The sequence below is a fragment of the Pseudomonas sp. UMAB-08 genome (assembly GCF_900095225.1).
GTDB lineage: Bacteria > Pseudomonadota > Gammaproteobacteria > Pseudomonadales > Pseudomonadaceae > Aquipseudomonas.
The window spans coordinates 88008-109021 of sequence record NZ_LT607426.1 but is presented as its reverse complement, the minus strand read 5'-3'; the positions used below and the strand labels follow the sequence as shown (position 1 = coordinate 109021).

Annotated in this window: 20 protein-coding genes; 14 read left to right on the top strand and 6 right to left on the bottom strand. The window is 58.3% G+C overall.

The window, feature by feature from the left end; translation table 11 throughout:
• Positions 1–13: 13 nt before the first annotated feature.
• The 6 genes from K0F75_RS19670 (at position 14) to K0F75_RS19645 (ending at position 7049) form a co-directional block, all read left to right on the top strand.
• On the top strand, positions 14–1378 hold the full coding sequence (locus tag K0F75_RS19670) for an aspartate aminotransferase family protein (RefSeq protein ID WP_219063640.1): 1365 nt from the start codon (positions 14–16) through the stop codon (positions 1376–1378).
• 223 nt (positions 1379–1601) lie between these two features.
• Positions 1602–2702, top strand: coding sequence for a polyamine ABC transporter substrate-binding protein (locus K0F75_RS19665; protein WP_219063639.1), 1101 nt, complete (start codon positions 1602–1604; stop codon positions 2700–2702).
• A 246-nt stretch (positions 2703–2948) separates the two neighbouring features.
• Entirely contained in the window at positions 2949–4043 is a 1095-nt protein-coding gene (locus K0F75_RS19660; RefSeq protein ID WP_219063638.1) for a polyamine ABC transporter substrate-binding protein, read from the top strand.
• Between the two features lie 59 nt (positions 4044–4102).
• Entirely contained in the window at positions 4103–5245 is a 1143-nt protein-coding gene (gene potA, locus K0F75_RS19655) for a polyamine ABC transporter ATP-binding protein (protein WP_219063637.1), read from the top strand.
• On the top strand, positions 5242–6162 hold the full coding sequence (locus tag K0F75_RS19650) for an ABC transporter permease subunit (RefSeq protein ID WP_219063636.1): 921 nt from the start codon (positions 5242–5244) through the stop codon (positions 6160–6162). The genes potA and K0F75_RS19650 overlap by 4 nt, the downstream gene beginning before the upstream one ends.
• A complete protein-coding gene (locus K0F75_RS19645) occupies positions 6159–7049 on the top strand; it encodes an ABC transporter permease subunit (RefSeq protein WP_219063635.1) in 891 nt (296 codons plus the stop codon). Before K0F75_RS19650 ends, K0F75_RS19645 begins: the two co-directional genes overlap by 4 nt.
• Positions 7050–7125: 76 nt before the next feature.
• Here the strand turns inward: K0F75_RS19645 and K0F75_RS19640 are convergent, their stop codons facing one another.
• Both K0F75_RS19640 and K0F75_RS19635 read right to left on the bottom strand, forming a co-directional pair.
• On the bottom strand, positions 7126–9513 hold the full coding sequence (locus tag K0F75_RS19640; RefSeq protein WP_219063634.1) for a penicillin acylase family protein: 2388 nt from the start codon (positions 9511–9513) through the stop codon (positions 7126–7128).
• Between the two features lie 102 nt (positions 9514–9615).
• Entirely contained in the window at positions 9616–10194 is a 579-nt protein-coding gene (locus K0F75_RS19635) for a DUF6436 domain-containing protein (RefSeq protein WP_219063633.1), read from the bottom strand.
• 119 nt (positions 10195–10313) lie between these two features.
• On the opposite strand from K0F75_RS19635, the gene K0F75_RS19630 reads away from it, so the two are divergent.
• Complete coding sequence (locus tag K0F75_RS19630; protein ID WP_219063632.1) at positions 10314–11279, top strand: alpha/beta hydrolase; 966 nt, start codon at positions 10314–10316, stop codon at positions 11277–11279.
• Here the strand turns inward: K0F75_RS19630 and K0F75_RS19625 are convergent.
• Complete coding sequence (locus tag K0F75_RS19625) at positions 11276–12046, bottom strand: DUF2059 domain-containing protein (protein ID WP_219063631.1); 771 nt, start codon at positions 12044–12046, stop codon at positions 11276–11278. The genes K0F75_RS19630 and K0F75_RS19625 overlap by 4 nt on opposite strands.
• 108 nt (positions 12047–12154) lie before the next feature.
• Between K0F75_RS19625 and K0F75_RS19620 the strand changes: the two genes are divergently transcribed.
• Entirely contained in the window at positions 12155–12787 is a 633-nt protein-coding gene (locus K0F75_RS19620; RefSeq protein ID WP_219063688.1) for a 2OG-Fe(II) oxygenase, read from the top strand.
• Positions 12788–12792: 5 nt separating this feature from the next.
• Here K0F75_RS19620 and K0F75_RS19615 read toward each other — a convergent pair whose 3' ends face one another.
• Entirely contained in the window at positions 12793–13566 is a 774-nt protein-coding gene (locus K0F75_RS19615; protein WP_219063630.1) for a transporter substrate-binding domain-containing protein, read from the bottom strand.
• Between the two features lie 140 nt (positions 13567–13706).
• Between K0F75_RS19615 and K0F75_RS19610 the strand changes: the two genes are divergently transcribed.
• Positions 13707–14159 (top strand): DUF4399 domain-containing protein, encoded by a 453-nt coding sequence (locus tag K0F75_RS19610; protein ID WP_219063629.1) that lies wholly within the window; start codon positions 13707–13709, stop codon positions 14157–14159.
• Between the two features lie 61 nt (positions 14160–14220).
• On the opposite strand, the gene serA is transcribed toward K0F75_RS19610, so the two are convergent.
• Complete coding sequence (gene serA / locus K0F75_RS19605; RefSeq protein ID WP_219063628.1) at positions 14221–15450, bottom strand: phosphoglycerate dehydrogenase; 1230 nt, start codon at positions 15448–15450, stop codon at positions 14221–14223.
• Positions 15451–15609: 159 nt separating this feature from the next.
• Here serA and K0F75_RS19600 point away from each other — a divergent pair, with 159 nt between their 5' ends.
• The 4 genes from K0F75_RS19600 to K0F75_RS19585 all read left to right on the top strand — a co-directional run bounded on the left by K0F75_RS19600 (position 15610) and on the right by K0F75_RS19585 (position 19760).
• Positions 15610–17004 carry an FAD-binding oxidoreductase gene (locus K0F75_RS19600; protein WP_219063627.1) on the top strand — a complete coding sequence of 465 codons (1395 nt, stop codon included), beginning with the start codon at positions 15610–15612 and terminating at the stop codon, positions 17002–17004.
• A 45-nt stretch (positions 17005–17049) separates the two neighbouring features.
• Complete coding sequence (locus K0F75_RS19595) at positions 17050–17715, top strand: fumarylacetoacetate hydrolase family protein (RefSeq protein ID WP_219063626.1); 666 nt, start codon at positions 17050–17052, stop codon at positions 17713–17715.
• Positions 17716–17718: 3 nt separating this feature from the next.
• Positions 17719–18648, top strand: a complete 930-nt coding sequence (locus K0F75_RS19590; protein WP_219063625.1) for an SdiA-regulated domain-containing protein — start codon at positions 17719–17721, stop codon at positions 18646–18648.
• 203 nt (positions 18649–18851) lie between these two features.
• Positions 18852–19760, top strand: a complete 909-nt coding sequence (locus K0F75_RS19585; RefSeq protein ID WP_219063624.1) for an SdiA-regulated domain-containing protein — start codon at positions 18852–18854, stop codon at positions 19758–19760.
• A gap of 33 nt (positions 19761–19793) precedes the next feature.
• Here the strand turns inward: K0F75_RS19585 and rpiA are convergent, their stop codons facing one another.
• Positions 19794–20465, bottom strand: a complete 672-nt coding sequence (gene rpiA / locus K0F75_RS19580) for a ribose-5-phosphate isomerase RpiA (RefSeq protein WP_219063623.1) — start codon at positions 20463–20465, stop codon at positions 19794–19796.
• A gap of 147 nt (positions 20466–20612) precedes the next feature.
• Between rpiA and K0F75_RS25855 the strand changes: the two genes are divergently transcribed.
• A partial coding sequence (locus K0F75_RS25855; RefSeq protein WP_257604441.1) for a pyridoxal-phosphate dependent enzyme occupies positions 20613–21014 on the top strand: 402 nt, incomplete at its 3' end.

Below are 21014 nucleotides of genomic sequence, written 5' to 3'. Positions count from 1 at the left end.
CGGAGAGAGCGGCATGAGTAACAACAATCCACAAACACGCGTCTGGCAGGCCCTGAGCAACGATCACCATCTGGCGCCGTTCAGCGACTTCAAGCAGTTGAAAGAAAAAGGCCCGCGCATCATCACCCGCGCCAAGGGCGTTTATCTGTGGGACAGCGAAGGCAACAAGATTCTCGACGGCATGGCCGGTCTCTGGTGCGTGGCCATCGGTTATGGCCGTGACGAACTGGCCGATGCTGCCAGCAAGCAAATGCGCGAGCTGCCGTATTACAACTTGTTCTTCCAGACCGCTCACCCGCCGGTCCTGGAGTTGGCCAAAGTCATTTCCGATATCGCGCCAGAAGGCATGAACCATGTGTTCTTCACCGGTTCCGGCTCTGAAGGCAACGACACCGTGCTGCGCATGGTGCGTCACTACTGGTCGATCAAAGGCCAGCCGAAGAAGAAAATAATCATCAGCCGGATCAACGGCTACCACGGTTCGACCGTTGCTGGCGCCAGCTTGGGCGGCATGGTTGGCATGCATGAGCAGGGCGACTTGCCGATCCCTGGCATCGTCCACATCGCACAGCCGTATTGGTTCGGCGAAGGCGGCGACATGAGCCCGGATGAATTCGGGGTCTGGGCTGCCGAGGAACTGGAGAAGAAAATTCTCGAGCTGGGCGTCGACAACGTGGGCGCTTTTATTGCCGAGCCGATCCAGGGCGCGGGCGGTGTGATCGTTCCACCTGACACCTACTGGCCGAAGATCAAAGAGATCCTCGCCAAGTACGACATCCTGTTTATCGCGGATGAAGTGATCTGCGGGTTCGGTCGCACAGGCGAATGGTTCGGCAGCGATTTCTACGGCCTGAAACCGGACATGATGACCATCGCCAAAGGCCTGACCTCGGGTTACATCCCGATGGGTGGCTTGATCGTGCGTGATGAAGTGGTCGACGTGCTTAACGAAGGCGGCGATTTCAACCACGGATTCACGTACTCCGGTCACCCGGTTGCCGCCGCCGTGGCTCTGGAAAACATCCGTATTTTGCGCGATGAAAAAATTATCGAGCACGTCCATGAAGAAACGGCACCCTATTTGCAAAAGCGTTTACGTGAACTGAATGATCACCCGCTGGTAGGTGAAGTTCGGGGCGTAGGACTGCTGGGCGCAATCGAACTGGTAAAAGATAAATCCACGCGTGAGCGTTATACCGGCAAGGGCGTTGGGATGATTTGCCGGCAGTTCTGCTTCGATAACGGCCTGATCATGCGCGCGGTGGGCGACACCATGATCATTGCGCCGCCGCTGGTGATCAGTTTTGCTGAAATTGATGAGCTGGTGACCAAGGCGCGTACGTGCCTGGACCTGACCTTACGTGCCATACAAGGCTAAGTGCTAGGATCAGGTGGGAAAGTGCTTGATTGAGGTGAGTGACGCCGTAGCACGTTCAACGGTTTTCACTCACTTTAAACAGGGCTGGTTTTTGATGTATGCAGTGGATAAGTATTAAGGCGGGCCATGTGGTCTTGAAAGCCCGCCCCGGATCTTGCCAGACGCATGGCGGATTCAGTCGCCGCTACCCAACGGTTAGTGTTCAAACAACGGAGTTGTACGCATGAAGATATTTGGCAAGACCCTCCTCGCCTTGTCCCTTATGGGCGTAGTGGCCGCTGCTGCTCAGGCCGATGACAAAGTTCTGCACGTCTATAACTGGTCCGACTACATCGCACCGGACACCATCGCGAAATTTGAAACAGAGTCGGGCATCAAGGTCGTTTATGACGTCTTTGACAGTAACGAAACCCTGGAAGCCAAGTTGTTGGCCGGCAAATCCGGTTACGACATCGTGGTGCCGTCCAACAACTTCCTGGCCAAGCAAATCAAAGCTGGCGTTTATCAGGAACTGGACCGCTCCAAACTGCCTAACTGGAAAAACCTGAACGAGAATCTGCTCAAAACCGTGGGCGCTGCAAGCGACCCGGGCAACAAGCATGCTTTCCCGTACATGTGGGGTTCGATCGGCATTGGTTATAACGCCGAAAAAGTTAAAGCAGCCTTGGGTGCTGATGCGCCGGTCAATTCCTGGGACTTGCTGTTCAAGCCTGAGAACGCAGCCAAGCTGAAGGGCTGTGGCGTCAGCTTCCTCGACTCGCCAACCGAGATGATTCCGGTGGCCCTGCATTACCTGGGTTATCCAACCGACACCAAGGACAAAAAGCAGCTGAAAGAAGCTGAAGACTTGTTCCTGAAAGTCCGCCCATCGATCACTTACTTCCACTCTTCCAAGTACATCGGTGACCTGGCCAACGGCAACATCTGCGTTGCAGTCGGTTACTCGGGTGACGTTTACCAGGCCAAAGCCCGTGCTGAAGAAGCCGGTGGCAAGGTCAAGGTCAGCTACAGCATTCCTAAGGAAGGGGCCGGTAGCTTCTACGACATGGTTGCGATTCCCAAGGATGCCGAGAACGTCGAAGGTGCTTACAAATTCATGACCTTCCTGCAGAAGCCGGAAATCATGGCTGAAATCACCAACAGCGTGCACTTCCCTAACGGCAACGCAGCGGCAACACCGTTGGTCAACGAAGAAATCCGTACCGACCCGGGTGTTTATCCGTCGACCGAAGTGCAAGCAAAACTGTACGCCATCAGCGATTTGGATGCCGCAACACAGCGACTTCTGACGCGCAGCTGGACCAAGATCAAATCGGGCAAGTAATGCTCGTGTAAGACCGGTGTGGATCACTTGTTGGGGCTGATGGGTTGGCGAAGAACGCAACGCGGTGTGATGGATACACCGCCTTCGCCAATACGTTGGTTCCTGCAGGGGATCGCACCCTTGCTATTGAAGTGTTTTTTGGCTGGATGGGTTTATTGAAGGTAAGTTACACGCCGATTTGGTTGTCCGGCAGGTTTCCTGCCGTCTGACACGGGCGAAAGGCCCACAATAGAAGAGGACCACCCATTGTCTATTTCTTATTTTCACAAAGCATTGTTGGTCGGCGCGAGCGTGACCCTGGCGGTCAGTGTTCAGGCTGCTTCAACGGTGCATATTTATAACTGGTCTGACTATATCGGTGAGACAACCTTGGTGGACTTTGAAGCGGCCACCAAGATCAAACCGTTGTATGACGTATTCGATTCCAACGAAACCCTTGAAGGCAAGCTGCTCGCCGGGCATACCGGTTATGACGTGGTCGTGCCGTCCAACCACTTTCTGGGCAAGCAGATCAAGGCCGGGGCGTTCCAGAAACTTGACAAGGCTCAGTTGCCCAATTGGCAGAACCTCGACCCGGCGCTGCTCAAGCGCCTGCAGAAGAACGATCCGGGCAACCAGTACGCCGTGCCGTATCTGTGGGGCACCAATGGCATTGGTTACAACGTCGATAAAATCAAGGCGGTACTCGGTGTCGACAAGATCGATTCCTGGGCAATGTTGTTCGAGCCCGAGAACATCAAAAAGCTTTCCAAGTGCGGCGTAGCGTTTCTCGACTCTGGCGATGAAATGATTCCCGCCATGCTCAATTACATGGGCCTGAAACCTAACAGTGAAGACCCGGAAGATTACAAAAAAGCGGAAGCCAAATTACTGGCCATCCGGCCCTACGTGACGTACTTCAACTCTTCCAAATACATCACCGACCTGGCCAACGGCGACATCTGCGTGGCCGCCGGCTTTTCCGGTGATGTGTTCCAGGCAAGAGCCCGCGCGGCAGAAGCCGGCAAGGGCGTGAAGGTGGCTTACGTCATCCCCAAGGAAGGCGGCAACCTGTGGTTTGACATGCTGGCGATCCCCCGTGATGCGAGCAACGTCAAAGAGGCCCATGCCTTCATTAACTATCTGCTCAAGCCTGAGGTGATTGCTCAGGTCAGTGACACTGTCGGCTACGCCAACCCGAACCCAAAGGCTGACGGGTTGATGGATCAGAAAGTACGCACCGATGTCGCGGTTTATCCACCGCAAGAGGTTCTGGACAAGCTTTACGTCAATGCTGAGTTGCCCCCTAAGGTGCAACGTTTAATGACCCGCAGCTGGACTAAGGTCAAGTCGGGTAAATAAGAAAAATCCAGGCCCGGCTGTACTGGTCGGGCTGCAAATTTTGTTGGGAGTTTCACCACATGGCAGTTGCCTCCGGCGCCTATAAGAAAGCCCTCGAAGGTGATCAGCAACCTAAACAGGTGCTGGTCAAAATCGACCGGGTCACGAAGAAGTTCGACGAGACGATTGCCGTGGACGATGTGTCCCTGCAAATCAATAAAGGCGAGATTTTCGCCTTGCTCGGCGGCTCTGGTTCAGGAAAGTCCACGCTTCTGCGCATGCTCGCAGGCTTTGAGCGGCCGACCGAGGGGCGTATCTACCTCGACGGCGTGGACATCACCGATATGCCGCCCTACGAGCGGCCGATCAACATGATGTTCCAGTCCTACGCGCTGTTCCCGCACATGACCGTGGCGCAGAACATCGCCTTCGGTTTGAAGCAAGACAAGATTTCTGCTCAGGAGATCGACGCCCGCGTGGCCGAGATGCTCAAGCTGGTGCAGATGAGCCAGTACGCCAAGCGCAAGCCGCATCAGTTGTCCGGTGGTCAGCGTCAACGGGTCGCCCTGGCGCGCTCGCTGGCGAAAAAGCCGAAGCTGTTGCTGCTCGACGAACCCATGGGTGCACTGGACAAAAAACTGCGCTCGCAAATGCAGCTGGAATTGGTGGAGATCATCGAGCGCGTTGGCGTGACCTGCATCATGGTGACCCACGATCAGGAAGAGGCCATGACCATGGCCCAGCGCATTGCAATCATGCACCTGGGCTGGATTGCGCAGATCGGCAGCCCGATCGATATCTATGAAACCCCGACCAGCCGACTGGTCTGCGAATTCATCGGCAACGTCAACCTGTTCGAAGGCGAAGTCGTCGATGACGCCGAAGGTTACGCGCTGATCGCAAGCCCGGAACTGGAACGCAATATCTTCGTCGGCCACGGTATTAGTACCTCGGTTGAAGACAAGCACATCACCTATGCGATTCGCCCGGAAAAGCTCTTGGTCACAACTGTGATGCCGACCTGCGAGCACAACTGGTCGCGCGGCAAAGTACACGACATCGCTTACCTGGGCGGCCACTCGGTGTTTTATGTCGAGTTGCCGTGCGGCAAAATGGTCCAGTCGTTTGTTGCCAACGCCGAACGCCGTGGTGCACGTCCGACCTGGGACGATGAAGTCTACGTCTGGTGGGAAGACGACAGCGGCGTGGTATTACGCTCATGAAAATGCGAAAAATAACGCGCGCGCTCAATCGAATAACGCCCGGTGGCCGTCAGCTGGTCATCGGGGTCCCTTTCATCTGGATGTTCCTGTTCTTCATGCTGCCGTTCATCATCGTGCTGAAAATCAGCTTCGCTGAGGCAGACGTTGCGATTCCGCCGTACACCGAAATTTTCAACGTCATCGAACAGAAACTGCAGCTGATTCTCAACCTCGGCAATTACGCGATGCTCACCGATGATGAGCTGTACATCGCTGCGTATCTGGGCTCGCTGAAGATGGCGTTTTTCAGCACCCTGCTGTGCCTGTTGATCGGCTATCCCATGGCCTACGGCATCGCCACGGCGCGTAAAGAGAGCCAGACGGTCTTGCTGCTGTTGATCATGATGCCGACCTGGACCGCTATTCTGATTCGCGTTTACGCGTGGATGGGCATCCTCAGCAACAACGGCCTGCTTAACAGCTTCCTGATGTGGCTGGGGCTCATCAACGAGCCATTGCAGATCCTCAATACCAACCTGGCGGTCTATATCGGCGTGGTGTATTCCTACCTGCCGTTCATGATCCTGCCGCTGTACGCCAACCTGGTGAAGCATGATCAAAGCCTGCTTGAAGCCGCTTCGGACCTGGGTTCGAGGACCTTCAACAGCTTCTGGAAAATCACCGTGCCGTTGTCTAAAAACGGCATCATCGCCGGCTGCATGCTGGTCTTCATTCCGGTCGTGGGCGAGTTCGTGATCCCGGAACTGCTGGGCGGTCCCGAGACGCTGATGATCGGTAAAGTGCTGTGGCAAGAATTCTTCAACAACCGTGACTGGCCGGTAGCGTCTGCTCTGGCGGTGGTGATGCTGGCGATCCTGATCGTGCCGATCATCCTCTTCAACCGTAGCCAGGCCAAAGAACTGGAGGCTAAAGCATGAAGCGCTTCAGATTCTCGAACATGATGCTGATACTGGGCCTGGTATTTATCTACGCCCCCATGCTCATCCTGGTCATCTACTCGTTCAACGCCTCCAAGCTGGTAACGGTGTGGGGTGGCTGGTCGATCAAGTGGTACGTCGGCCTGCTGGATAACACCCAACTGATGGGTTCCGTCATGCGTTCGCTGGAGATCGCGTGCTATACGTCGATCGCCGCTGTGGCGCTGGGCACCATGGCTGCATTTGTGTTGACGCGCATCGCTCACTTCAAAGGCCGGACGCTGTTCGGTGGGCTGGCGACGGCCCCTCTGGTGATGCCCGAAGTGATTACCGGTCTGTCGCTGTTGCTGCTGTTCGTGGCCATGGCGCAGATGATCGGCTGGCCGCAGGAGCGCGGGATCGTCACCATCTGGATCGCTCACACAACGTTCTGTGCTGCATACGTGTCGGTGGTGGTTTCGGCTCGTTTGCGTGAGTTGGACCTGTCCATCGAAGAAGCGGCCATGGACCTGGGTGCGCGGCCGTGGAAGGTGTTCTTCCAGATCACCATCCCGATGATTGCGCCGTCACTGGCTGCGGGCGCGATGATGTCTTTCGCCCTGTCGCTGGACGATCTGGTTCTCGCCAGTTTCGTGTCCGGTCCTGGCTCGACAACCTTGCCGATGGAAGTGTTCTCCGCCGTGCGCCTGGGCGTTAAACCGGAAATCAACGCCATCGCCAGCTTGATCCTGTTGGCCGTCTCGATAGCGACCTTCCTGGTCTGGTTCTTCAGCCGTCGGGCCGAAGATCAGCGCAAGCGCGCTATCCAGCTCGCCATCGATGAAGCCGCCGCTGACTCCTGGAAACAACCCGATCCACGTCGGGCGTCGGTGTCTGAAGTCGCGTGATTGATTGTGCCGGACGTCGTTATAAACGGCGTCTGGCATTTGGCTTTTGCTGAGAGACCGGCAGCGCCAGCGAACGCTATCTGGCCGGCACCAACCTCAACGTCCCCCGCGTATTTGCCGCGACATCCCCTTCATCGAAATGCTCCTGCACATAGCCGCCTTCGATATAGGTTTTGGCTTGATCCGAATAATGCTCATCGAACAACACGCCACTTTGCCCGACCGGGTTGATGCCCAGGCTGTGGGCCGGGTCGGCGAAGTCGATCAAGCGTCGGGTCGAGGGGCCGTAGGTCACTGGCCACGGCGCTGAACCGATGCGGGCGGATTGGTTGTTTGGTACTTCATGGCTGCCCGGTGCCGGAAACGGGCCGACGTTGAACAGCCTGTCCAACGGTTTCTGCATACCCAGCGGGTGACCATGGGTCAGGGTATGTGCCTTGCCCCAGCGCCACTCATCCGGGTTGGCGCCGTACAGGGATTTGAGGTGCGAGACGCTGACGTGCCACGCGGCTTTGACCACGTCTGCACGGTTCTTTTCGGCGGGTGAATTGCGATTGCTCCACCACGGTGAGTTGGCGTCGGCCACCAATCGCGGCAGCGCCGCGTCGATCACGCGGCTCGAGAGCAACGTGTCGAAAAAGCCATCGCCCAGTTCATCGTGCATCGCTTCCCGGATCAGGTCCGACACCAACTGATTGAACAGCGTCGCCCCGACTGAATCCAGCGAGTAGTCGCCTTTCCAACTGGCCAGGCGCTCGACCAGTGCCCGTTCTTCGGGGTTATCCACGGCGCTGCGCAAGACCGGAATCAGCGGCTTCAATACCCGTGGCGCGTAGTCGGTCTGTGTGCCCAGTTGCAGTTTTTTGCTGCTCTCCAGGTCCCACTTCACGGCCGGGTCGCTCAGCTGTTTGTTCAACTGTTGGCCGCGGTCTGCGAGGTTGTAGTAACCGGGAATTTCCATGCCCGTCGGTGACACCGGCTGGAAGTTGGCCGAGACGATGTAGCCGCGTGCCGGGTTCTCTTCCTGCGGGTTGGCGCTGAAGGGGTAGAAGCCTGCCTTGTCTGCCTGTGCGGTGCTGCCGTCGAGGATGAAGGTGGGGTTCACGCCCTCGGGCCTGATGGGCAGTTGCGCGGCGGCCCACCAGCCGATATCGCCCTTGGCGTTGGCCCAGACCACATTCAGCCCTGGGGATTGAATTTTTTCGGCCGCCGCGCGCATTTTGCTCAGGGTGTCGGCGCGATTGGCTTCATAGAAGCCTTGCAGAATCGGGTTCTCGGACGCTAGAAATGACCACCACATCGCGATCGGTGCGGTGCCGGCTGTCGCGCCCAATGCATCGTTGATGATCGGGCCGTGAGGCGACTGGCGCAGGTGCAGGGTGACGGCAGGCGCGTCCTTGACCAGGATCTGCTGCTCGCTTTGGATCATGTCGACCCAGGCCCCGTGATACCAGACCTGATTGGGGTTGTCCGGGTTGGTCTTCTCGGCGATCAGGTCCAGATCGTCGTTCTGGAACATGGTCAGGCTCCAGCCGAAGTCGCGGTTGTGCCCCAGCGACGCGAATGGGTTGAGCGCCTGGTGATGGCCATACAGCTCGAACCCCGGCGCCGACAATTGCGCTTCGTACCACACCGACGGCACGGCAAACCGAATATGCGGGTCGCCGGCCAGCAGCGGCTTGCCGCTTTGGGTGCGGGTGCCGGAGACCACCCAGGCGTTACTGCCTTCGAACTGCGGCAAGCCGGCCTCTTCCAGCGCGTGTTGGCTGAGGCGAGCCAGGTCGTTCAAGCCTTTCCAGTCGGCACTGGCGAGTGCGGGTGCCTGGCCCAGCGCGCCTTGTGGCTGCCAGGCGAGGTCAAAGACCTTCAGGTAGTCGGCGCCCAACTGGTCGCGCACATAGGTCAGCAAGGGTTCGGTGCGAAACGCTGCGGCAAAGCTGTACGCCATGTAGCCGCCGACGCTCAGGGTGTCTTCAGCGGTAAACGGGCGCTTCTTGATGCCCAGCAGGTCGAACTCGATGGGTTTGGCGTGGGTGTCCTGATACTGGTTAATGCCGTCCAGATACGCTTCCAGGGCCTTCCAGGCAGGCGTTTGTTTGTCCTGTTGGGCGACGTAAGTGTCGGCATGCTCGCGAATGCGCAGGCTGCGGAACAGTTTGTCAGTGTCCAGCAGTTTGGGGCCCAGCACCTCGGCCAGTTCGCCACGCGCCAGCCGCCGCAGCATCTCCATCTGAAACAGCCGGTCCTGCGCGTGGACATAGCCCAGGGTGCGATACAGATCGGCCTCGTTTTCGGCGCGGATGTGCGGCACGCCGCGCTCGTCGTAACGCACAGTGACCGGTGCTTGCAGATGGACCAGGGTCATCTCGCCCTGACGCACGGGCTGCTTGCTGTGGATATACCAGGCGCCACCGCCCGCGATGAGGGTGATAACGAGGGTGACGGCGGTCAGGCTGCGCTTCATCTGCATTCTCGTGAACGATTCAGGCCGGGGTATGCAGGCTACAGAGTTGCTTTAGGCCTGTGTAGCGGCCTCGGGGCCTTGATCAGTGTCCGGAATGTCGGATCACAGCCCGCCCCGCCAAGGGCAATAGCAACCGACCGCCATGGTGTGCGTGGCATTGACTGCGCGACCGGCGCTCAGGGCCTTGAGAATCGGCTCGATAAAGCTGTTGCCGGAATTGCAGGTGGCGCCTTCGCTGTAGGGGCCGAAGTAGGCCAGGCGGCCTTCACGGTCCCAGATCGCGACAGCGGGACTGGCAGTGATGCGCTCGGCACCGGGCAGGCTGGCCAGCGGTTTGATCGCGTCCAGGGTGCTGGGTAATTGGCCGTGGGTCCCCGGTTTCTGCACCGAGTAGAAGTCCACGCCCTGTGCGCCGCCGTAGTGCTCGACCAGTTCGCTCAAGTGCTGCTGATTGCCGACGTTGCACGGGCAGGCCGGGTCCCAGAAATGCACCAGGCGAATTCGCCCTGGTCCGGCCAGTTCGGCGGGCAGGCTCAGTACGTCACCGGCGAACAGCGCCGTCTGGTCGCTGAATGGCCGGATATAGCGCCCCTGGAACCAATCGTATGCCGCCCACAGCCCGACCGCACATAGGAGGGCAAGCAGGCACGCGAGGAGGGTAGGGCGATGGCGTGAGTTCATGCGGGACAGTTCGGTTGAGGGAGGCGTAGCTTGCCATGCCTGACGAGACAGATGAATATCGCAGCCAACTCATTGTCATGTTCGGATGAAAATGACCTCCGTTTTTGCCTGGATGCCCCATGTCTGCCACGTTTGACCCTGATTCTTTACGATCCAGCCTGCAACCTTTGCTCGCCGCGCAGCCGATGTCCGGCCAAGGGCTGGCGTATCAGCGTTTCTATGGCCTGACGTTTGCCGAGCGCGCGGCGCCAGTGCGCAGTTGGCTGGGGCGCTTTGACATCGGTGGTTACCAAGTGGTCAGCCAGGTCTGGCTGCCGGAACAGCCTGTCGCAACCTTATTTTTGATCCACGGTTTCTACGACCATATGGGCCTGTATCGGCATGTCATCGAGTGGGCGCTGAATCAGCGTTTTGCAGTGATTGCCTGCGATCTGCCGGGGCATGGCTTGTCCAGCGGCGCTCGCGCGAGCATCCATGATTTCGCCGAATACCAGGAGGTGCTGCACGCATTGTTTGCCGAAGCGATGGGGCTGAAGTTGCCGCAACCCTGGCATCTGTGCGGGCAAAGTACGGGCGGGGCGATTGTGATCGACCATCTGCTCAACCACGGCATCGACAGCCCTGCGCAAGGGCAGGCGATCTTGCTGGCGCCGTTGATCCGACCGCGGGCCTGGGGCTGGTCGAAACTCAGTTATTACCTGCTCAACCCCTTCGTCAAAGGCATCGCCCGGCGCTTCAGCGAAAACTCCAACGACCCTGCGTTCCTGCCGTTTCTGTTGGCGGACCCGCTGCAACCACAACGCCTGCCGACCGCCTGGGTAGGCGCTTTGGCCGCGTGGATCAAACGTATCGAGGCCGCGCCACGCAGTACCCGTAGCCCATTGATCGTTCAGGGGGACGCAGACATGACCGTCGACTGGGGCCACAACCTTGAAGTGCTCAAGGATAAATTCGCCCAGCCGCAGATTTTGATGTTGAGCGGGGCACGGCATCACCTGGCCAATGAGCTGCCCGCGATGCGTGAGCGTTATTTTGCGTTTTTGAGTGAGCGAATGGGTCAGGCGCGTTCTTCACCCAACGCTTAACTCCCCGGCTGCCCTGCGGGTGCCAGGCTCGATGTGCTTTGCCCAACCGCCAGCCCGGCGCGAATCGCTGCCAGCGCGGCCTTGTAATACGCTTTGCCTGCGGGGGATTCGGCGAAGGTGGCGAACTCTTCCAGTTCCGGGTCTGAAAGGTCACGGTAGACGTAGAGCAGGGTGTTGTTCATGTCGTTGCCAATCTGCGCCATCAAGCGTTCGCGCTGACCATCCAGCATGCCTTGGGCCTGACCACCGCCCAGTAGGCCGGGGATCATCTGGCTCAGGCTGTCGGCTGCAACACCGGCGATGGCGAGGCTGACCTCGGCTCCCGCCTCACGGGCGGGCAGGTCCTGGGCCAAATGGCCGATCAGTAGTTGACGGGTTGCGCTGGCTTCAATGTGTGGCAGGCCTTGAGCGTTTTTCGCCAGTTGATCAGGGCGGGTCGCGGTCAGTTCGGCGGTGACGATCTTGCGGCCCAGGGGCGACTGGAAAAACTGCAGCGCTGGCGCCGGGTCTTTCAGGGCTTGTCGCAAATGCTGCTCGGCGCGCTGATCCATGGCCTGCGGAGCGAAGCGCTGATTGCTGTTGTTGACCAATGCTTGATAGACCGCTGGCGGCAAGCTGTTGCGGTAGCGTTGCTGAGCGGCGGTCAAGGCCGCGTTGAAATGCGCGCGTTGTTCTGGCCAGCCGGCGACCGTGTACAACTGGTCGTGGCCGTCTGCCCAAGCGGGCATCGTGCAGAACATCAACAGCAAAACAAACAAACGGCGCATAAGGACTCCTGTCAGCAGGCCGCTATTCTCAATGCGGTGGCGGGGACTTGTCGAGTTAACACTTCGTTCGCTCGGCGGTGCTGTCGGTTTTCAAGACGTATGGATACTATGCGCGACATGCAAATACCCTCTGATCACCCGCTACTGCTACGAATCGTCGATGACCTGGCCGCTCATGGCTGGTCACAGCAGAATATTTTCTTGCCAGAAGCGCTGACCCTCGAGTTGGCCGCTGAGTGCCGCGAGCGTGCGGCCGAGGGCGAGCTGTCGCCGGCGGCGGTGGGGCGCGGCTCGACTCAGGAAGTGCGAGAGGGGGTTCGTGGTGACCACATCCAATGGCTGGAAGCGGGTGAGTCCGCAGCCTGCGACCGTTATCTGGGGCTGATGGACAGCCTGCGCCAAGCGCTTAATCGAGGGTTATTTCTCGGGCTGGAAGATTATGAGAGCCATTTTGCGCTCTACCCACCGGGTGCGTTCTACCTCAAGCATGTCGACCGCTTCCGCGACGATGACCGGCGCACGGTCTCGGCGGTGCTTTATCTGAATCAAGGCTGGTTACCCGAGTACGGTGGCCAGTTGCGCATGTTTCTAAAAGAAGGCGTCGACTATGACGTGCAGCCCAAGGGCGGCTGCCTGGTGGTGTTCCTCTCTGGTGAAATCCCCCATGAGGTACTGCCGTCGACCCGCGAACGCCTGTCCCTGACGGGCTGGTTTCGGCGACGCGGGGATGATCCGTTCTGATCGGGTTACGGTTTGGACGGCTTGCTCGCATCAATACCGAACCATTTTTCAGACAGTGCGCTTAACCGGCCATCGGCTTTGATTCGCTGCAATGCCCCGTCCAGCACGCCCTGAAATGCCGGATTACCCTTCTGAAACGGGATTGCCAGGACCAGGGGCGGTCCGACGTCATTGCCGGGCTTGACGGGCAGATGGCTGTCACGAATCGCAAAAGGCACCAGCAGGCGATCACTGATGGCGGCGTCGAGCTGGTCGTCGGCCAGCGCCTTCAACGGCTGCTGTGCATCCGGGTAGCTGCGCAGGTCGATGCCTTCACGGGTACGCGCCTCTTCGGCGAACTGGCTGCTCTGGGCGACGCCCAGCGAGAGACCTTTAAGGGCGTCCAGGGTGCTCAGCGGGCGCTTTTCCTCACTGCGCACAATCAGCTGCGCGTTGGAATAGCTGTAGGGCTCGCTGAAATCGACGCGCGCCTTGAGTTCCGGGGTGACCGCAATGTGATTCAGGGCGATGTCGTATTTGTCGCCTTCGACGCCTGACAGCAGGTCGGCCGCGTCGGTAGTGACAAACGACGCGCGCACGTCCAGCTCATCGGCCAACAGCTGGCCGAGCTCGACTTCGAAGCCCGTCAGTTTGCCGTCCTGCATGAAACTGAAAGGCGCAAAGTTTGCCTCCATGGCTATACGCAACTCGCCACGATCATTCACTTCGTCGATCAAATCGGCATGAGCCAAGGGGCTCAGACAGGCAGATAAAAATAACAGGCCAGGCACAAAACGCATGGGCGCTCCTAAGGTAAAAGAAATCACAACCGCTATGCTTTATGGTGTTTAGCTTAGTCGGCCGCAGCTTTGGACACTTAAATGAACTGAAGTTGTTGTTTCAGGTCCGATTTTTTGTAAAAAAATTACCTGGAGAAACCATGAAGACCTTATTTTCAAGAACGGCTATCGCAGGGTTGTTATTGGGAGGCTCTTTGTTAGGCGCTTCTTTAGTGGCTAACGCTGCCGATGTTCCGCGCACCGCCTCACCTGCGGGTGCCGAGGTGTACATTATTTCGCCCAAAGATGGCGCCACCGTCGGCAAGACCTTCAAGGTCCAGTTCGGCCTTAAAGGCATGGGTGTTGCACCTGCGGGTGTCGATATTCCAGACACCGGCCACCATCACCTGCTGATTGATGTGAAAGATCAGCCCGCGATGGATGCACCACTGCCAGTGACCGACAACATCAAGCACTTCGGCAAAGGCCAGACCGAAACCGAACTGACCCTGACGCCAGGCAAGCACACCCTGCAATTGCTGGTGGGCGACAAGAGCCACATCCCGCTGAACCCGCCGGTCGAGTCGAAAAAAATCACGGTAACCGTCAAATAACCTGAACTCGCCGCGATAAAAAAGGAGACCCGAAGGTCTCCTTTTTTGACATCGGAAAAACCTAGAACAGCACGCGGCTACGGATAGTGCCGTTGATGGTCTGCAGCTTTTCTTGCGCCAGATCGGAGTACTCGGCGTCGACATCGATCACCACGTAACCGACTTTCTCGTTGGTCTGCAGGAACTGACCGGAGATGTTGATACCGTTTTCGGCGAAGACCTTGTTGATCTCGCTCATCACACCCGGGATGTTCTGGTGGATGTGCAGCAAACGGTGCTTACCAGGGTGAGCCGGCAACGCCACTTCCGGGAAGTTGACCGAGGACACCGACGTACCGTTGTCGCTGTACTTGACCAGCTTCTCAGCCACTTCCAGACCAATGTTGGCCTGAGCTTCGGCTGTCGAACCACCGATGTGCGGGGTCAGGATCACGTTGTCCAGGCCACGCAACGGGCTTTCGAACTCTTCGTTGTTCGAGCGAGGCTCGACCGGGAAGACGTCGATGGCCGCGCCGATCAAGTGTTTGTCCTTGATGGCGTCTGCCAGGGCATCCAGTTCGACCACGGTGCCGCGAGCGGCGTTGATCAGGATGCTGCCCTTTTTCATCGAGCGGATTTCTTTTTCGCCGATCATCCACTGGGTCGCAGCGGTTTCCGGAACGTGCAGGGTGACGATGTCAGCCAGACCCAGCAGTTCTTTCAGGCTGGAGACCTGCGTCGAGTTGCCCAGCGGCAGCTTGGTCAGGGTGTCGTAGAAAAACACCTGCATGCCCAGACCTTCAGCCAGCACCGAAAGCTGAGTGCCGATCGAGCCGTAGCCGACGATGCCCAGTTTCTTGCCGCGAATTTCGAAGGAGTTGGCCGCGCTTTTGATCCAGCCACCACGGTGGCAGGAAGCGTTTTTCTCGGGGATGCCACGCAGCAACAGGATCGCTTCAGCCAGTACCAGCTCCGCCACCGAACGGGTGTTGGAGTAGGGGGCGTTGAAAACAGCGATGCCGCGTTCGCGGGCAGCATTGAGATCGACCTGATTGGTACCGATGCAGAAACAGCCGACCGCGACCAGTTTCTTGGCGCAATCGAATACTTCTTCAGTCAGTTGGGTGCGGGAACGGATGCCAATGAAATGTGCATCGGCGATCTTTTCCTTCAGCTCGGCTTCCGGCAGAGAGCCGGTGAGGTACTCAATAGTTGTGTACCCGGCCGCCTTGAGGACGTCCACGGCGGATTGGTGGACGCCTTCGAGAAGAAGGAACTTGATCTTGCTCTTATCGAGAGAAGTCTTGCTCATCTGCGTAAACCTGTGTCCCGGAGAAAATGGCAGGGGTCGCAGATCGGCCGTAGGCACGATTAGCGGGGGGCGTATGCTAGCATATGCACCCCGCGAAACACCCATTCCTGGACGTGAAGCGTTCTCAGGATGACCATGAATTGTTCGAGAGTTCCTTCGATGACCCATCCTGCTTTGATAGATGAGCTGAAGACCCTGGTTGAGCCTGGCAAGGTGCTGACCGATGCCGACTCCCTCAACGTTTACGGCAAGGATTGGACCAAGCACTTTGCGCCTGCGCCGTTGGCCATTGTTTTCCCCAAGAGCACCGAGCAGGTACAGGCCATTGTCCGTTGGGCCAATGAACGTCGCGTTGCGCTGGTACCGTCCGGCGGACGGACCGGGCTCTCCGCTGCGGCCGTTGCAGCCAATGGTGAAGTGGTCGTTGCGTTCGACTACATGAACCAGGTGCTGGAATTCAATGCCACTGACCGTACCGTGGCCTGCCAGCCGGGTGTTATCACCGCACAGCTGCAGACCCTGGCTGAAGAGAACGGCCTGTATTACCCGGTCGACTTCGCTTCTGCCGGTTCCAGCCAGATTGGCGGCAATATCGGCACCAATGCCGGCGGGATCAAGGTCATTCGCTACGGTATGACCCGCAATTGGGTGGCGGGCATCAAAGTCGTTACCGGCAAAGGCGATCTGCTCGAACTCAACAAAGATTTGATCAAAAACGCCACCGGCTATGACTTGCGTCAGCTGTTCATCGGCGCCGAAGGCACGCTCGGCTTCGTCGTCGAAGCCACCATGCGCCTTGATCGTGCGCCGAAAAACCTGACCGCCATGGTCTTGGGTACGAGTGATTTCGACGCGATCATGCCGGTACTGCATGCGTTCCAGAACAAGCTCGACCTGACCGCTTTCGAGTTTTTCTCCGACAAAGCGCTGGCCAAAGTGCTGGCTCGCGGCGATGTACCGGCGCCTTTCGAGTCTGATTGCCCGTTCTACGCGTTGCTGGAATTCGAAGCGATCTCCGAAGACGTGGCCAACGAGGCACTGGCAACCTTCGAGCATTGCGTTGAACAGGGCTGGGTACTTGATGGCGTAATGAGCCAGAGTGACCAGCAGTTGCAGAACCTGTGGAAGTTGCGCGAGTACATTTCCGAGACCATCTCGCACTGGACGCCCTACAAAAACGACATCTCGGTGACGGTGTCGAAAGTGCCAGCGTTCCTGAAGGAAATCGACGCTATCGTCGGCGAACACTATCCTGACTTCGAAATCGTCTGGTTCGGCCACATTGGCGATGGCAACCTGCACTTGAACATCCTCAAGCCGGACAACCTGAGCAAGGATGAGTTTTTCGCCAAGTGCGCCACGGTCAACAAGTGGGTGTTCGAGATCGTGCAGAAATACAACGGCTCCATCTCTGCCGAGCATGGCGTGGGCATGACCAAGCGTGACTACCTGACGTACAGTCGTTCGCCGGTAGAAATCGAGTACATGAAAGCAGTCAAAGCGGTGTTCGACCCGAACGGGATCATGAACCCTGGCAAAATTTTCGCTGTTTGATCCGTTGGCCTGAACGGGCCGTATAGAGAGACCCAGGAGTCGTCCATGAGCTATCAGCACCAGTATGTAGACGGTACGCGGATCCACTTCCCGGTGGGTAAAGTCGTCTGTATCGGTCGTAACTACGCCGAACACGCCAAGGAACTGGATAACCCGGTGCCGACCGAACCGCTGTTGTTTATCAAGCCCGGCAGTTGCGTGGTGGCTTTGGACGGTGGTTTCACCATTCCGGCCGACCGTGGCTCGGTGCACTACGAAGCCGAAATCGTGGTGTTGATCGGCAAACCGCTGACGCGTAACCCGTCGCGCGAAGAAGTGCTGGATGCGATTACCGGTTTCGCTCCGGGTCTGGACCTGACCTTGCGTGACGTTCAGTCCAGGCTCAAGGAAAAAGGCCTGCCATGGGAAATCGCCAAGTCGTTCGACGGCGCTGCGGTATTGGCGCCCTTCGTCTCGGCTGACGCCTATGAAGACCTGACCGATATCGGCATTCGCCTGACCATCAACGGTGAAGTGCGCCAGGACGGTAACAGCAGCGCGATGCTCAACCCTATCGTGCCAATGATTCAGTACATGGCGTCGAACTTCTCCTTGCAGGCCGGTGACGTGATCATGACCGGAACCCCTGCTGGCGTCGGTCCGCTCAATGCGGGCGATGAAATCGTGCTGGAGTTGACCGGTAAGAGTCGTTTCGAAAGCAGCGTGCGTTGACCGATGGCTATTGGCGCTCAAACTGACGCCCTGGATGGCCGTGCATCACGGCCGTTGCACCGTCGTTGGTATTTCTGGCTGCTGTTGGTGGGTGTCATTGCCTACGTAGTGGCTTTTTTCATGCACTGGGATAGCCGTGGTGTGCTCTGGGTGAAGGAGCAACTCAAAAGCCCGGCCGAACGCAGCGCCAGCATCTGGCTGCCGGATTACCGGGTAGACATCGACGCCAAGCTGTTGCCGGGCATGGAAAAGGACGAAGCGTCCGATCTGAGCTACAACCCGGTGACCAAAACGTTGTTCTCGGTCATGGGCAAAAATGCGTTTCTGGTCGAGCTGACGCTCAAAGGTGACGTGTTACGCAAGATTCCGCTGGTCGGCTGGAGCAACCCGGAAGGCGTGGCGGTGCTGGAAAACGGCCTGATGGCAATCGTCGATGAACGTCAGCACCTGATGACCATCGTCACTGTGACGGCGGATACCCGGACGCTGAACATTGCTGACTTTCCGAAGTACGACCTTGGCCCGTCGAAGGATCAGAACAAAGCCTTCGAAGGCGTAGCCTGGGACCCGCGTCGGCAACAGATGCTGTTCGGCGAGGAGCGTCCACCCGCGCTGTTCACCTGGAAAAGCGATGGCAGCGCTGCGTTTAAAGGCGACAAGCAAAAAGTCAAAACCAACGCCTTGGACATGCGCAACCTTTCCGCGCTGTCCATCGACCCGCGTACCGGGCACATGCTGGTGATGTCAGCTGATTCGCACCTGCTGCTCGAGCTGGATGACAAGGGCGAACAGGTCAGCTTCATCGCGCTGCTGGGCGGCTTCAACGGCCTGAGCAAAACCATTCCCCGTGCTGAAGGCGTGGCCATGGACGAGGCTGGCACGCTGTACATGGTCAGTGAACCGAACCTGTTCTACTCGTTCCGTAAGCAATAACGGCCCCGCAGACACACCAAGTCGCTTCATTCGCCAACACGCTGGCTCCCACCGTTAGACGTCACAAGACGCAAAACGGTGGCGGCTGGCGTGTCCGCGCGAAGGCCTGTATGGCCGGTGCAGGAAACCCTCAAGTCAGATATTCAGCTTTAATTAATGGCCCCGTGGTATTACATCGGCTCCTTTGATCAGAGCTGCCTCTCATGCGTCGCCTCTTCCCCGCCAGAGTTGTGTATTGCGCCGTCATTCTGTTGGCTGTGCTGCTATTGGTTCTGGCTGGGCGCGAGTATCGGGTCGTCGCGCGTGCCTGGTTCCACTGGGATACCTTCTGGCAGCCGCAAGACACCCACACATTGGGGCTTCAGGACTACAGAGTGGTGATCGAGGCGCAGGTTATCGACGGGCTGAAAGATAACGTCTCGGCGCTGAGTTACGATCCGGACCGCAAAAGCCTGTTCACCGTGACCAACAAAGACTCGGAACTGGTCGAGCTAAGCCTTGATGGCCGAATCCTGCGGCGTATTCCGTTGATCAATTTCGGCGATGCTGAAGCAGTCGAATACATCAGTCTCGGCACCTATGTCATCAGTGATGAGCATCAGCAGCGCCTGATCAAGGTGCAGGTGGATGAGCACACCTTGCGTCTCGATTCGGCCGATGCCGAACAGTTGTCGCTGGGTATCGACGCGGGCACCAACAACGGTTTCGAAGGCCTGGCCTATGACCGTAAGGGCCAGCGGCTGTTTGTTGCCAAAGAGCGCAAGCCGATGCGGATCATTGAAATTCGCGGGTTTCCGAATGCCAGCGTGGACACGCCGAAGGTCGTCGAGGTGGCGTCCGACCAGAAACGTGATGCCAGCTTGTTCGTGCGCGATCTGTCCAGTTTGCAATTCGATGCGCGCAGCGGTCACTTGCTGGCGCTGTCCGATGAGTCGAAGCAGGTGGTTGAGCTGAATACCGAGGGACGGCCGATCAGCAATGTCTCGTTGACCAAAGGCACACTGGGCTTGCGCAAGAGTGTGCCGCAAGCCGAAGGCATCGCCATGGACGACGACGGCACCTTGTACATGGTCAGCGAACCGAACCTGTTCTACGTGTTCCGCAAGCAGTGACCGCAGGGGCTGACACAGCCCCTGCAGGCACTGTCAGCGCTTCAGGGTTTTCACGCCTTGCGCAGTACCGAGCAGCAACAAGTCAGCCGGGCGAGCCGCGAACAAACCGTTGGTGACCACGCCGACGATGGCGTTGATCCGGGTTTCCAGCTCCACCGGGTCGGTGATGTTCAGGTTGAATACGTCGAGGATGATGTTGCCGTTGTCGGTCACCACGCCTTCGCGATACACCGGATCGCCGCCCAGTTTCACCAACTGACGGGCCACATGGCTGCGCGCCATCGGGATCACTTCGACGGGCAGCGGGAAGGCGCCCAGCACGGACACCAGCTTGCTGCCATCGGCGATGCAGATGAAGGTCTGGGCCACGGCCGCAACGATTTTTTCCCGGGTCAACGCAGCGCCGCCGCCTTTGATCAGGTGCAGGTGCTCATCGGCTTCGTCAGCACCGTCGATGTAAAACTCCAGGTCGCTGACGGTATTCAGTTCATACACCGGAATGCCGTGGCCCTTGAGGCGCGCCGCAGTGGCTTCGGAACTGGCGACAGCACCGTCGAATGCGCCCTTGTGTTTGGCCAGCGCATCGATGAAGCAGTTGGCCGTGGAGCCTGTACCCACACCCACAACGCTCTTGTCGTTGAGTTTTGGAAGGATGAAGTCGACAGCGGCTTGGGCCACGGCCTGTTTGAGTTGATCCTGGGTCATGCGTGCTCCACGGTGCCAAAGGTGTGCAAAAGGACGCGCATTATAGCGGCATGGCAGGCGTAAAACCCTGTCATTCGTGTGGGCGTGTATCTGAGCGCTGGGTTAAACTTCGCGACCTCGTCCCCATTCGCCAGTGATGCTTTCCCGATGCTTGAACAGTACGTCAAGAAAATCCTCACCTCGCGCGTCTACGACGTGGCCGTTGAAACCCCCTTGCAGCAGGCCCGCCAGCTGTCCGAGCGCCTCGGCAATCAGGTATTGCTCAAGCGCGAAGACTTGCAGCCGGTGTTCTCGTTCAAAATTCGCGGCGCGTACAACAAGCTGACGCAACTGAGCGAAGCCGAACGGGCCAAGGGCGTGGTCACCGCGTCGGCCGGCAATCACGCGCAGGGGCTGGCGCTGGCGGCCAAGGTATTGGGGGTCAAAGCCACCATCGTCATGCCCAAAACCACCCCTGAGATCAAGGTCGAAGGCGTGCGTTCACGCGGCGGTAAAGTGGTGCTGCACGGCGATTCGTTCCCCGAGGCGCTGGCGTTTTCCCTGAAACTG